Consider the following 13186-nt stretch of genomic DNA (forward strand, 5'->3'; position numbering starts at 1 on the left):
TCTGATGCCTACCAGCAAATTCAGTGGACAACGATGGCACCATAGGGACGTGACAACTCACCCGCTGCACCTGTCCACCCCAGGTCATCCGCCCGGTCATCACCGGCAGCGGACCTTCGCGCAGTCGTCCAAACTGCAGGACGTCCTGTACGAAATCCGGGGCCCGGTGCACCAGCACGCCGCGCGGCTGGAGGCCGAAGGGCACCGCATCCTCAAGCTGAACATCGGCAACCCGGCGCCGTTCGGCTTCGAGGCGCCCGACGTGATCATGCGCGACATCATCCAGGCGCTGCCGTACGCGCAGGGCTATTCCGACTCCCAGGGCATCCTGCCGGCCCGGCGCGCGGTGGTCACCCGGTACGAGTTGGTCGAGGACTTCCCGCGGTTCGACGTCGATGACGTGTACCTGGGCAACGGATGTTCCGAGCTGATCACCATGACGCTGCAGGCCCTGTTGGACAACGGCGATCAGGTGCTGATCCCGTCGCCGGACTACCCGCTGTGGACGGCGTCGACCTCGCTGGCGGGCGGCACGCCCGTGCACTACCTGTGCGACGAGACGCAGGGCTGGCAGCCCGACATCGCCGACCTGGAATCCAAGATCACCGAGCGCACCAAGGCGCTGGTGGTGATCAACCCGAACAACCCCACCGGCGCCGTCTACGGCCGCGACGTCCTCACCCAGATGGTCGAATTGGCGCGCAAGCATCAACTGCTGCTGCTCGCCGACGAGATCTACGACAAGATCCTGTACGACGACGCCAAGCACATCAACGTGGCCTCGCTGGCGCCCGACATGTTGTGCCTGACGTTCAACGGCCTGTCCAAGGCCTATCGCGTCGCCGGATATCGCGCCGGCTGGCTGGCCATCACCGGGCCCAAGGATCACGCCGAGAGCTTCATCGAGGGAATCAGCCTGCTGGCCAACATGCGGCTGTGCCCGAACGTCCCGGCCCAGCACGCGATCCAGGTTGCCCTCGGCGGCCACCAGAGCATCGAGGACCTGGTGCTGCCCGGCGGCCGGCTGCTCGAGCAGCGCGACGTCGCGTGGAAGAAGCTCAACGAGATCCCCGGGATGTCCTGCGTCAAACCCGAGGGCGCGCTGTACGCGTTTCCCCGGCTGGACCCCGAGGTCTACGAGATCGAGGACGACGAGCAGCTGGTGCTCGACCTGCTGCTGCAGGAGAAGATCCTGGTCACCCAGGGCACCGGGTTCAACTGGCCGACGCCGGATCACCTGCGCATCGTGACGCTGCCGTGGGCCCGGGACCTGGCGGCCGCGATCGAGCGACTGGGCAATTTCCTGGCCAGCTACCGACCGTAGGCGGTTTCCGGCCGCCTCTACGGTGGAGCGGGTGACGCACGCACACTCGCACAATCTGTCCTCGGGGCCGTCCCCGCTGGGACCGCTGCCCGCCCGGATCGTCGTCGGGCTGCTGGCCGCGTTCGGTCTGGCGGTGCTGGTCGGGGCGGTGTGGCTGTGGCCCAGCCGCCAGCACGTCGACATCCCGATGCCGTTCCAGAACGCCACCGGCGGCGCGGTGAGCACCCAGCGCGGGCACGTGCTGTCCAGCGGGCTGGGCGACTGCGGCAGCCCGTCGACCGGTCAGGTGCTCACCACGGCGCCCCGGCCGGGAGCCCCGGGCGCCGGGCGGTGCGTGCTGACGCTGGTAGCAATCGATTCCGGGCCGAACGCCGGCGCCAACACCCAGCTGGAGTCCTCCCCCGGCCCGGGCCAACCGCAGTTCGCCGCGGGCGATCACATTCGGCTGGTCCGCCAGGTCGACGACCAGGGCGGCACCAGCTACGCGTTCTACGACTTCGAGCGTGGCTGGCCCCTGGTTGGGCTCGCGATCGCCTTCGCGGTGGTGATCGTCGCCGTGGCGCGCTGGCGCGGACTGCTGGCGCTGGTGGGGATCGTCGTCGCGTTCGGCGTGCTGGTGCTGTTCCTGCTGCCGGCGCTGCGCGATGGCGCGCCCGCGGTTCCGGTGGCGCTGGTGGCCTCCGCCGCGATCCTCTACGTGGTGATCTACCTCGCGCACGGGGTCAACCTGCGCACCAGCGCCGCGCTGCTGGGCACCCTGTCGTCGTTGCTGCTGGCAGCCGGATTATCTTGGGCGGCAATCGAATTCGCTCACCTGACGGGTCTCTCCGACGACCAGAACTCCACGGTCAGCGCGTATTTGGGCAACGTCTCGATCAGCGGCCTGCTGCTGGCCGGGTTCATCATCGGGTCACTGGGTGTGCTCAACGACGTGACGGTGACGCAGGCGTCGACGGTCTTCGAGCTCGCCCGCCTGGGCGGTGACACCTCCCGCCGCGCCATTTTCCTGGGCGCGATCCGGGTGGGCCGCGATCACATCGCCAGCACGGTGTACACGCTGGTGCTCGCCTACGCCGGCAGCTCGCTGCCGCTGCTGTTGCTGTTCAGCGTCGCCAACCGCTCGCTGGGCGACGTGCTGACGAGCGAAAGCGTGGCCATCGAGCTCGCGCGCTCGGCGGTTGGCGGTGTCGCGCTTGCACTTTCGGTGCCGTTGACGACGGCGATCGCCGCGGTGCTGGCCACGCCGGGCCCCGTCAGCTCAAGTCAGCCCCGCTCCAGCAGCTCCAGCAGGTAGCTGCCGTACCCGGACTTGACCAGGGTGCGGGCGCGGCGCTCCATCTGCTTCTCGTCGATCCAGCCCTGCTGCCACGCCACCTCCTCGGGAACGCTGACCTTCAGGCCCTGCCGTCGTTCCAGAGTGCGAATGAAGTCGCTGGCGTCCAGCAGCGAGTCGAACGTTCCGGTGTCCAGCCACGCGGTGCCGCGGGCCATCACCTCGACCGCGAGGCGCCCGCGGTTCAAGTAGATCTGGTTGACCTCGGTGATCTCATACTCGCCGCGCGCCGATTTCTTCAACCCCTTGGCGATCTCGACCACGTCGTTGTCGTAGAAGTACAAGCCGGGCACGGCGTATTGGGACTTCGGCGTGGCCGGCTTCTCCTCCAGCGACAGGGCCATGCCGTCGGGACCGAACTCGACGACACCGTAGTCCGACGGGTTGGACACCCAATAGGCGAAAATGGCTCCGCCGCTGATGTTTTGGAAGCGACTCAGGCTGGTGCCCAGTCCCGGGCCGTAGAAGATGTTGTCCCCCAACACCAAAGCGACCGAATCGTTGCCGATGTAGTCTGCGCCGACGACGAACGCCTGCGCCAGGCCGTCGGGCCGGTCCTGCACCGCGTAGCTGATGTCGATGCCGAATTGCGAGCCGTCGCCGAGGAGCCGCTCAAAGCCGTCCGCGTCGTGCGGGGTCGTGATCACCAGGACGTCGCGGATGCCGGCCATCATCAGCGTGGACAGCGGATAGTAGATCATCGGCTTGTCGTAGACCGGCAGCAGCTGCTTGCTGATGCCCATGGTGATCGGATGCAGGCGGGTGCCCGAGCCGCCCGCCAGGATGATTCCGCGCATGAATGGCTCCTGACGTCTCAATCGACTCAATCGACGGCATCGGCTTCGGTGAGCTCGGTGGCCTCCAACGCCGATGCCAGGTCCTCGTGATGGAATACCGAGGTGACATGGTCGTGGACCACCCGGAAAGCCGACGCGGAATTCGTGACGGCGCCGGGGTTGTCCGGGGTGCTGACCTTCTGCTCGACGACGACGACGCCGTCGTGCACGTAGATCCGGCCGACCTCCGCCGTCACCTTGCGGGCGGCGGCCCACCGGCGCAGCGCCGCGTGGCCCTGTGCGGCGCCGTGGGCGTCACCGATGTCGATGTCGTCGCTGGACAGAGCCACCAACGTGTCCAGGTCGGCGGCGTTGAGCGCGTCGTGCCACGCCAAGACGGTGGCGATCTCCGATGTGGTCATGGTCTGCAAGTTACCGTGCGCGCGCCCGGCCGTGGCTAGAAAGCCGTGTGCTCCAGCCAGTTCTGCCACACTGCCTCGTCACCGAACACCGCGACGCCGGTGTCGCCGACGGGAACGCGGCGCACCAGCGCCAGCAGCAACTCGGTCGCCGGACCGCGCAGCGCCACGGTCCCCTTGCCGTGCTCGTGCGACCAGCCGACCCGGCCGCCGGAGGCGCCGATCGTCCATTCGCCGGGCTCGGTGAGGCCGGAATCGGTTGCGTGCAGGTGGATGGTGTTGGGTTCCTCGAGCGGCAGCGCCTCCCCGTCCCTTCCGGCCTGGATCGCGACCCGCTCCAGCCATTCGGTGATCGCATCGGACGCGAGTTCGGGGTCGAGCGTGAACTCGCCGCCCAGCGTGATGGCGGCGTCGGCCCGGTGCACCGCCACCTCATGCAGCCGGCGCCGGACCCACCAGTTCGCCGGGCGGGTCCCGAGAAACGTCCACACCGGCGTCTCGGCGCCCGTCAGCTCGACAGCGTCGACGACCAGCTGCGCGCCGCCGCGCAACCAGGAGATCGCGTCGTCGGGGTCCGGTGGCGGCTTGCCGCCCTCGACGCTGCGGGGGTCGAGGTAGTCGTCGAGTCGGTCCCGCACGATCTGGGCCGCCCAGCGGTCGCCCCGGCCGACATGGCGGAACAGCTGCTTGAGGGTCCAGCCCGGGCACGTCGGCACCGGCGTGGCGTCGTCGGCGCCGCGGAACAGCTCTGCGAAGGCGCGGTTCTGATCCAGGAACGCGGCCGCATAGTCCACCCGGCCAGGTTACCCGGGCATCACGCGGGCGCGACGGCCTCCGCGACGGTTACCGTCTTGCGGGCGAGCACACCGCCCGGCGTCCGGACGTACGCGAACCAGGTGATCGCCGCACACAGCACGTAGAAGCCCAGGAAGACGACGAACGCCGTCGTCGCCGATTTCGCCGGCGACAGGTACGACGCCCGCAGCACGACGTTGATGCCGACGCCGCCGAGCGCGCCGATGGCGCCGGCGATGCCGATCAGCGCGCCCGACATCCGGCGCGACCAGTCGGCCTTCTCGGCCCGGCCGAGGTGATCGATGCTGTGCGCCTTGGCGTCGAAGATGGACGGGATCATCTTGTACACCGACCCGTTGCCGATCCCGGACAGGATGAACAGCGCGACGAACCCGGCCACGTAGGCCGCCAGGCCGCCGCCCGACAGGGCGCCGTGGCGGGCGTCGGCCATCTCGCCGAACACCACCAGCCAGCCGGCCGCGGCGATCATCGCGGCGAACACGTACAGCGTGACCTTGCTGCCGCCGATGCGGTCGGACAGCCAACCACCCGGCGGCCGCGCGATCGAGCCCAGCAGGGGCCCTATGAACGCGATCTGCGCGGCGTGCAGCGCCGCGTGGGCGGTCATCGCCGGGGTTGTCTTGCCTCCGTGGCTGAGGTTGGCCAGAAAGCTGATCTGCAGCACCTGGCCGAAGGCGAACGAGAAGCCGATGAACGATCCGAACGTGCCGATGTAGAGCAGCGCGATCAGCCACGAATCGCGGTATTTCATCACGTCTATCATCGAGCGGCCGTTGGTGCGCTGGTTGCTCAGGTTGTCCATGAACAGCGCGGCGCCGACCGCGGCAACCGACAGCAACACCAGATACACGGCGCACACCCAGTGCGGCGCACGGTTGCCCGCGGTGGCGATCACCAGCAGCCCGACGATCTGGATCGCCGCGACGCCGATGTTGCCGCCGCCGGCGTTCAGCCCCAGCGCCCACCCCTTGAGCCGCTGCGGATAGAACGCGTTGATGTTAGTCATCGAGGACGCGAAGTTGCCCCCGCCCAGCCCGGCGATCGCGGCCACGACCATGAAGGTCGTGTACGACGTGCCGGGGTGCGCCATGAAGTACAGCGTCAACGCCGTGGGCAACGCCAGTGCCAGCGCGGAGAACACCGTCCAGTTGCGGCCGCCGAACGTCGCGGTCGCGAACGTGTAGGGCAGCCGCAGGATCGCGCCGACCAGCGTCGGCATCGCGACGAGGAAGAACTTTCCGGCGGCGTCGATGTGGTAGACGTTCTGCGGCATGAAAAGGACCATCACCGACCAGATCGACCAGACGGAGAACCCGACGTGCTCGGCGACGATAGACCAGATCAGGTTGCGGCGCGCGATCTTTGCGCCGCCGTTGTTCCAGGCGTCGACGTCTTCGGGGTCCCAGTCGTCGATGGTGTGTCGGCGCGTCTGTAGCAGCATGCCATCACGGTAGGAAAGTGTTGTTGCGGCAACGCTTCCCGCGATGACCCGCGTGCTACAACCTGCTCACTTCCGACCCCGGTGGGCGGTGAGCTATGCGACCGGTGTCACACCCAGCGGCTGCGGGCGGGCGGGGCCACCGGCGCCACCCAGGCCTTCGCATAGCGGTTGCCGGACGACTTCTGCGGGTCGCGGCTGCGGTAGACCAGGTACGGGCGCAGCAGGTATCCGGCCGGTGCGCTGAACATGTGCACCAGCCGGGTGTATGGCCAAATGCCCAGCAGCGCAAGAACAATCAGCGCATGCACCTGAAATGTCGCGGGCGCGCCGGCCATCAACTCCACCGCCGGATGCAGCGAGAACAGGCTGCGGAACCACGGTGCCACTGTCTGGCGGTAGTCGTAGGCGGCGAACACGTTGGTCAGCGTGTTGAGCATCCCGGTCACCAGGGCCCCCGCCAGCAGCGCGTACATCAGCCTGTCACTGCGGGTCGTCGCCTTGCGCACCTCGGGCACCGTAATGCGCCGGTACAGCAGGATTGTCAGCCCGGTGACGACGGCCGCCCCGGCCAGCGAGCCCATCGTCACCGCCACCAGGTGATAGGCCCACTCGGGGACACCGGCCGCCGCCGTCCAGGATTCGGGGATCATCAGGCCGACGACGTGGCCGCCGAAGACGCCCAGCAGCCCGAAGTGAAACAGCGGGCTGCCCATCCGCAGCAGCCTGCTCTCGTAGATCTGCGAGGACCGCGTGGTCCAGCCGAACTGATCGGTCCGATAGCGCCAGACATGGCCCAGCACAAACGATGTGAGCGCGATGTACGGCGCGGTCAGCCACAGCAGGCTGTTCATCGGCGACCTCCGGCGCTCAGGGGATCCATGGCGAACGGCTCGAGCCCGACGTCTTCCTCCGGCGGCCCCGCGGCGGCCAGCTCGGCGATGCGGCGCCGGTCAGCGGTGCTGATCGGGGGCAGCGTCGCGAGGGCCGCGCCCAGGACACCGGCGTAGCCGGAACCGCTGTCCCGCAACGACAATCGGAGCAGTTCCAGAACCGGCACATGCTCGGCCAGCAGCCGCTCGCCCCGCACGGGGTCGACGGTCGCGGCGAACTCGAGGACCAGCGGCAGGTAGTCGGGCAGCTCGTCATCCCCCAGCTGCATCCCGGCCTGCCGGTAGGCGTGCTTGAAGCGCAGCAGCGCCATGCCGCGCTTGCGGGTGTCGCCGTAGGCGTAGTAGGTCAGGTGCAGGCTGGCGCGCCGGCGCATGTCGAACGTCTCGACGTAACGCGCGGCGAGCTCCATCGGGTCGGCGCCGTCGAATTCCCGCCGCAGGAAGTCCAGTATCGGTGTTCGTACCGCGGCGGGCAATTCTTCTGCGGCGGCGGCTAATTGGTCGGTGAGTGCGAGTGTCTGCGTGCTGGGGTAATCCAGCAGCAGCGCCGCGACGCGCCACACCAGCCGGCGGTCGCGCTCGCCCAGCGCGGCGCCGCGCGTCGGTCGCCGATTCAGCGTCAGCGTCTTCACTTTGTCGGCACCAGCCCGTCGGTGCTCTTGCCGTCCCAGTTGAGCAGGTTTCTCCCGGCCTTGCTGCCGTTGCCATTACCGTTGCCGTTGGTGACGTGGAATTTGTCGGCCATCGCGTCATACGCCGTCATCCCCGGCCCGCCGTCGCCGTCGAGGCTGCACCCGGTGGCCAGCGCGTCGAGGCGGTGCGCGTCCGATCCCGCGCCGCTGGGGATGACGTAGCGGTCGGCGTACTTGGCGATCGCCAGCAGCCGGTACATCGATTCGATCTCCTCGCCGGCGAGCCCCACCGACTCCGGGATCGTGTCGTCGAATTCCTCGCCCAGGTTGGCGGCGCGCATGTACGAGCGCATCGCCGCGAGCCGTTGCAGCGCAAGGCGAACCGGCCCGACGTCGCCGGCGGTGAACAGCTCGGCCAGGTACTCGATCGGAACGCGCAGGGCGTCGATCGCGCCGAACAGGTTGTTCTTGTTCTCGCCGTCGTGGCCGGTCTTGGCCAGCACGTCGACGACCGGGGACAGCGGCGGTACGTACCAGACCATCGGCATCGTTCGGTACTCCGGGTGCAACGGAAGCGCCAGCTGGTAGTCGACGATGAGCCGGTAGACCGGCGAATTCTGCGCGGCCTCAATCCATTCGCCGGAGATCCCGGCGCGCTCCGCCTCCGCGACCACCCGGGGGTCGTGCGGGTTCAGGAACACGCCGAGCTGCGCCGGGTAGAGGTCCTGCTCGTCTTGCACCGACGCCGCGGCCGCGACGGCGTCGGCGTCGTACAGCAGCACCCCGATGTAGCGCAGCCGCCCGACGCAGGTCTCCGAGCACACCGTCGGGATGCCCACCTCGACGCGCGGATAGCAGAACGTGCACTTCTCGGCCTTGCCGGTCTTGTGGTTGAAGTAGATCTTCTTGTAGGGGCAGCCGGTGACGCACTGCCGCCAGCCGCGGCACTTGTCCTGGTCGACCAGCACGATGCCGTCCTCGCTGCGCTTGTAGATCGCGCCGGACGGGCACGACGCCGCGCAGGAGGGGTTGAGGCAGTGCTCGCAGATGCGCGGCAGGTAGAACATGAACGTCTGCTCGAACTCGAGCTTCACCTCGTCGGACAGCTTGGCCAGCAACGGGTCACGGCCGACCTGCTCGGGTCCGCCGCCGAGGTCGTCGTCCCAGTTGGCGCCCCAGGTCACCTTGGTGTCTTCGCCGGTGATCAGCGACTTGGGCCGGGCCACCGGGGTGGTGTCCATCGCCGGGGCGGACAGCAGGGTCTCGTAGTCGTAGGTCCACGGGTCGTAGTAGTCCGACACCGTGGGCAGGTCGGGGTTGGCGAAGATATTGAAGAGCCTGCGCAGCCGCGACCCTGTTTTGAGCGTCAACCGGCCGCGCTTGTTCAGCGTCCAGCCGCCCTTCCACTTCTCCTGGTCCTGGTAGCGGCGCGGATACCCCTGTCCGGGGCGGGTTTCCACGTTGTTGAACCAGGCGTACTCCATGCCGCCGCGGTTGGTCCACGCCTGCTTGCAGGTGACGCTGCAGGTGTGGCAGCCGATGCACTTGTCGAGGTTCATCACCATCGCGAGCTGAGCCATGACCTTCAAGTCAGTACTCCACTTCTTGCGAGCGCCGCCTGATCGTGGTGACCTCGTCGCGCTGGTTTCCGGTGGGGCCGTGGTAGTTCAGCGCGAAGGACTGCTGGGCGTAACCGCCGATCAGGTGCGACGGCTTGATCATGATCCGGGTCAGCGCGTTGTGGATACCACCGCGCTTGCCGGTCTTCTCGGTGCGGGGCACGTCGACCGCCTTGTCCTGCGCGTGGTACATGAACACGAGGCCCTCGGGCATCCGGTGACTGACGATCGCGCGGGCGTTGACCACACCGTTGCGATTGGTGCACTCGATCCAGTCGTTGTCCTTGACGCCGATCTTCGCCGCGTCCACGTCCGACATCCAAATCGCCTGCCCGCCACGGGAAAGCGTAAGCATATGCAGGTTGTCCTGGTAGGCGGAGTGGATGGACCACTTGGAGTGCGGGGTCAGATACCGCACGGTGATCCCGCCGGCGGTGTCACCGACGGCCGGCTCGTCGAACAGGGCGGTCATGTCCAGCGGCGGGCGGAAGATCGGCAACTGCTCCCCGAGCTCGCTCATCCAGTCGTGATCGAGGTAGAAGTGCTGGCGACCGGTCAGGGTGTGCCACGGCTTGAGCCGCTCGGTGTTGATCGTGAACGGCGAGTAGCGGCGGCCCCCGGTCTCCGAACCGGACCACTCCGGCGACGTGTTCACCGGCACCGGGCGGGACTGCGTGTCGGCGAACGTGATTCGCCGGCCCTCGTTCTCCTTCGCCAGGTCGGCCAGCTCCGTGCCGGTGCGCCGCTGCAGTGCCTCGAACCCCTCGACCGCCAAGCGCCCGTTCGTCGTGCCGGACAGCGCCAGCATCGCCTCGGCGGCGTGGGTGTCCTTGGCCAGCGACGGCCGCCCGACGGCCACGCCGCTGACCACCGCGCCGTTGACGCCCCGCAGGTATTCGACCTCCGCGTCGGGATGCGTCGTCACGCCCTTGGTCGTGAGGCCGACGGTTTCGACCATCGGCCCGAGCGCGGCCATCTTGTCACCGACCGCCGGATAGTCCCGCTCGACGACGACCAGCCGCGGCATCGTCTTGCCGGGAATCGGCTCGCACTCACCGGCTTTCCAGTCCAGCACGCGCCCGCCGGGCTGAGCGGTGGCGTCGGCGCTGTCGTGCTGCAGCGGCACCGCGACGATGTCCTTGCGCTTGCCCAGATGTTTTTCGGCCAGCCAGGAGAACCCGCGCGCGATGCGGTGGAAGGCCTCGAAGTCGGTCTTGGTCTCCCACGGCGGCGAGATCGCCGGGGAGAACGCGTGCACGAACGGGTGCATGTCGGTGCTGGACAGGTCGTGCTTCTCGTACCAGGTGGCCGCGGGCAGCACGATGTCGGAAAACAGTGTGGTGCTGGTGTTTCGGAAGTCGATCGACAACAGCAGGTCCAGCTTTCCCACCGGCGCCTCGTCGCGCCAGCGCACCTCCTGCGGGCGCACCGCGTCCTCGTCGCGGGCGGCCACATTGGAGTCGGTGCCCAGCAGGTGCTTGAGGAAGTACTCGTTGCCCTTCGCCGACGAGCCGAGCAGGTTGGACCGCCACACCGTCAGGCAGCGCGGGAAATTCTCGGGCGCGTCGGGATCCTCGCAGGCGAACTGCAGATGCCCGGACTTCAGCCCGTCCACGACATGCGCCGACGCGTCCTTGCCCAGCCGCGCCGCCTCGTCGGCCAGATCGAGCGGATTGCGGTTGAACGTGGGATAACTCGGCATCCAGCCCAGCCGGCTGGCCAGCGCGATGCTGTCGGCTGCGGTTCGGCCCGCGAACCGGCCCTCGGCCAGCGGGGAGGCCATCGCCTCGGAGGTGAACCGGTCGTAGCGCCACTGGTCGGTCGACAGGTACCAGAACACCGTGCCCTGCATCTGGCGCGGCGGGCGCTGCCAATCCAACCCGAAGGCCAGCGTCGACCACCCGGTGACCGGCCGGCACTTCTCCTGCCCGACGTAATGCGCCCAGCCGCCGCCGTTGACGCCCTGACAGCCGGTGAGCATCACCAGCGTGAGGAACGAGCGATAGATCTGGTCGGAGTGAAACCAGTGGTTGGTTCCCGCGCCCATCAAAATCATCGACCGGCCGCGCGAACGTTCGGCGTTGTCGGCGAATTCCCGCGCGATCCGTGCCACCGCCGCGGCGGGCACGCCGGTGATCGGCTCCTGCCAGGCCGGGGTGTAGGGCTGAGTCGCGTCGTCGTAGTCGGAAGGCCAGTCCCCGGGCAGGCCCTCCCGGTGCACGCCGTACTGGGCGAGCAGCAGGTCGAAGACCGTCGTCACGCGTTGTCCGGCAACGATTCTCGACGGCACGCCGCGGGTGAGCACGCCGGGCTTGTCGCCGTCGAACCGCGGCAGTTTCACCTCGGTCACGTCGCCGCCGGCCAGCGTCAGCAGCGGGTCCACGCCGCCCAGGTCGAGGTTCCACCGTCCCTCGCCAGACGCCGTGAACCGGTGTCCCAGTGAGCCGTTCGGCACCACGGGGTTGGCCTGCGCGTCGAGCAGCACCGTCTTGGACGCGGCGCCCTCGCCGGTGTCGCCGAGATCGGCTGCGGTGAGGAATTTCCCGGGCAGCCAGTTCCCGCCGCGCTCGGTCAGCGTCACCAGGAACGGCAGGTCCGTGTAGCGCTTCACGTAGTCGGTGAAATACGGGGTCGTCCGGTCGACGAAGAACTCCTTGAGGATCACATGGCCCATCGACATCGCCAGCGCGGCATCGGTGCCCGGCCGCGCCGGCAGCCATTCGTCGGCGAACTTCGTGTTGTCGGCGTAGTCGGGCGAGACCACGACCACCTTCTGGCCGCGATAGCGCGCCTCGGTCATGTAATGCGCGTCGGGCGTGCGGGTGACCGGAACGTTGGAGCCCCACATGATCAGGTACCCGGCGTCGAACCAGTCGGCCGACTCGGGCACGTCGGTCTGGTCGCCGAACACCTGCGGCGAGGCCACCGGCAGGTCGGCGTACCAGTCGTAGAACGACAGCATCGACCCGCCGATGAGCGAAATGAACCGGGCCCCAACGGCATGGCTGACCATCGACATCGCCGGTATCGGCGAGAACCCGGCCACCCGGTCGGGGCCGTACTTCTTGATCGTGTGCACGTGCGCGGCCGCCGCCATCTCGGCGGCCTCCCACCACTCGGCGCGGACGAACCCGCCCTTGCCGCGCGCCGCCTTGTAGCGGCTGGACTTGACGGGATCGTCGACGATGTCGGCCCACGCCAGCACGGGGTCGTTCAGCCGCGCCTTGGCCTCGCGGTAGTACTCGAGCAGGATGCCGCGCACATACGGATAGCGAACGCGCGCAGGCGAATACGTGTACCAGGAGAACGAGGCGCCGCGGGGGCAGCCGCGCGGCTCGTACTCCGGCTTGTCGGCGCCGACGGACGGGTAGTCGGTTTGTTGGGATTCCCAGGTGATCACGCCGTCCTTGACGTAGATCTTCCACGAGCACGACCCCGTGCAGTTGACGCCGTGCGTCGATCGCACGACCTTGTCGTGCGCCCAGCGGTCCCGGTAGAAGTCGTCTGCCGACCGCCCACCGACCTTGTGCAGCGCACGGCGATCCGCGGACACCTCGCCTCGGTGAAAATATTTGCTGAATCCGAGCAGGGCGTCGGCGGCGGTCGTGCGGTTCGCGTTCAGATCGACCATGACGCCTCCTCTCGAACGACGGCTACCGCGCTGTCATTTACCGAGGGTAAGGCAGGTTTTTGACGCTTCAAAAATTCGCACCGACACGCTTTTGCGGTTGTGCGGTTGCGGTAACACCACCGACATATTGGTATGTGTGAGCCGCACCGCAATTTTGCCGACGGCGGCGAAAAAGCACTGATGGGAGGCCGCGATCATTCGGGCCGCAACGGCTTGCAACCCCGCCGGCGTCACGGCCCGGAATCAAGCATTTTTCTTCTCGTTAACACGTGTGTGTCGCCGCGTGGTCGTTCCACAAGAGTCAC

10 protein-coding genes and 1 pseudogene are annotated in these 13186 nt (G+C 68.0%); 2 read left to right on the top strand and 9 right to left on the bottom strand.

The features are described 5' to 3' along the window. Window positions 1–23: 23 nt before the first annotated feature. Both OQ968_RS24070 and OQ968_RS24075 read left to right on the top strand, forming a co-directional pair. A pseudogene (locus OQ968_RS24070) lies at window positions 24–1324 on the top strand (pyridoxal phosphate-dependent aminotransferase). A 31-nt stretch (window positions 1325–1355) separates the two neighbouring features. Then, window positions 1356–2618 carry a YibE/F family protein gene (locus tag OQ968_RS24075; protein ID WP_324682095.1) on the top strand — a complete coding sequence of 421 codons (1263 nt, stop codon included), beginning with the start codon at window positions 1356–1358 and terminating at the stop codon, window positions 2616–2618. Here OQ968_RS24075 and rfbA read toward each other — a convergent pair. From rfbA to OQ968_RS24120, 9 genes are all read right to left on the bottom strand, one after another. Further along, on the bottom strand, window positions 2588–3454 hold the full coding sequence (rfbA, locus tag OQ968_RS24080; protein WP_324682097.1) for a glucose-1-phosphate thymidylyltransferase RfbA: 867 nt from the start codon (window positions 3452–3454) through the stop codon (window positions 2588–2590). The two genes, OQ968_RS24075 and rfbA, sit on opposite strands and share 31 nt — an antisense overlap. Before the next feature lie 26 nt (window positions 3455–3480). Then, complete coding sequence (locus tag OQ968_RS24085) at window positions 3481–3855, bottom strand: nuclear transport factor 2 family protein (RefSeq protein ID WP_324682099.1); 375 nt, start codon at window positions 3853–3855, stop codon at window positions 3481–3483. Window positions 3856–3890: 35 nt separating this feature from the next. After that, entirely contained in the window at window positions 3891–4646 is a 756-nt protein-coding gene (locus tag OQ968_RS24090) for a maleylpyruvate isomerase family mycothiol-dependent enzyme (protein ID WP_324682100.1), read from the bottom strand. Window positions 4647–4666: 20 nt separating this feature from the next. Further along, window positions 4667–6109, bottom strand: coding sequence for a nitrate/nitrite transporter (locus OQ968_RS24095; RefSeq protein WP_324682101.1), 1443 nt, complete (start codon window positions 6107–6109; stop codon window positions 4667–4669). Window positions 6110–6216: 107 nt separating this feature from the next. Continuing rightward, a complete protein-coding gene (gene narI, locus OQ968_RS24100) occupies window positions 6217–6960 on the bottom strand; it encodes a respiratory nitrate reductase subunit gamma (RefSeq protein ID WP_324682102.1) in 744 nt (247 codons plus the stop codon). Beyond that, entirely contained in the window at window positions 6957–7631 is a 675-nt protein-coding gene (gene narJ / locus OQ968_RS24105; RefSeq protein WP_324682103.1) for a nitrate reductase molybdenum cofactor assembly chaperone, read from the bottom strand. The genes narI and narJ overlap by 4 nt, the downstream gene beginning before the upstream one ends. After that, window positions 7628–9211 (bottom strand): nitrate reductase subunit beta, encoded by a 1584-nt coding sequence (narH, locus tag OQ968_RS24110; RefSeq protein ID WP_324682104.1) that lies wholly within the window; start codon window positions 9209–9211, stop codon window positions 7628–7630. Before narH ends, narJ begins: the two co-directional genes overlap by 4 nt. A 10-nt stretch (window positions 9212–9221) precedes the next feature. Next, complete coding sequence (locus OQ968_RS24115; protein WP_324682106.1) at window positions 9222–12881, bottom strand: nitrate reductase subunit alpha; 3660 nt, start codon at window positions 12879–12881, stop codon at window positions 9222–9224. Window positions 12882–12914: 33 nt separating this feature from the next. Continuing rightward, window positions 12915–13115 carry a hypothetical protein gene (locus OQ968_RS24120; protein WP_324682108.1) on the bottom strand — a complete coding sequence of 67 codons (201 nt, stop codon included), beginning with the start codon at window positions 13113–13115 and terminating at the stop codon, window positions 12915–12917. Window positions 13116–13186: the final 71 nt, after the last annotated feature.

It is taken from the genome of Mycobacterium sp. 663a-19 (genome assembly GCF_035616495.1).
Taxonomy (GTDB): Bacteria; Actinomycetota; Actinomycetes; order Mycobacteriales; family Mycobacteriaceae; genus Mycobacterium.

Bases quoted from the DNA above. Each gene is read 5' to 3' on its own strand.
- rfbA (WP_324682097.1), bottom strand. From the start codon at position 3,454: ATGCGCGGAATCATCCTGGCGGGCGGCTCGGGCACCCGCCTGCATCCG.
- OQ968_RS24085 (WP_324682099.1), bottom strand. From the start codon at position 3,855: ATGACCACATCGGAGATCGCCACCGTCTTGGCGTGGCACGACGCGCTC.
- OQ968_RS24095 (WP_324682101.1), bottom strand. From the start codon at position 6,109: ATGCTGCTACAGACGCGCCGACACACCATCGACGACTGGGACCCCGAA.
- narI (WP_324682102.1), bottom strand. From the start codon at position 6,960: ATGAACAGCCTGCTGTGGCTGACCGCGCCGTACATCGCGCTCACATCG.
- narH (WP_324682104.1), bottom strand. From the start codon at position 9,211: ATGGCTCAGCTCGCGATGGTGATGAACCTCGACAAGTGCATCGGCTGC.
- OQ968_RS24115 (WP_324682106.1), bottom strand. From the start codon at position 12,881: ATGGTCGATCTGAACGCGAACCGCACGACCGCCGCCGACGCCCTGCTC.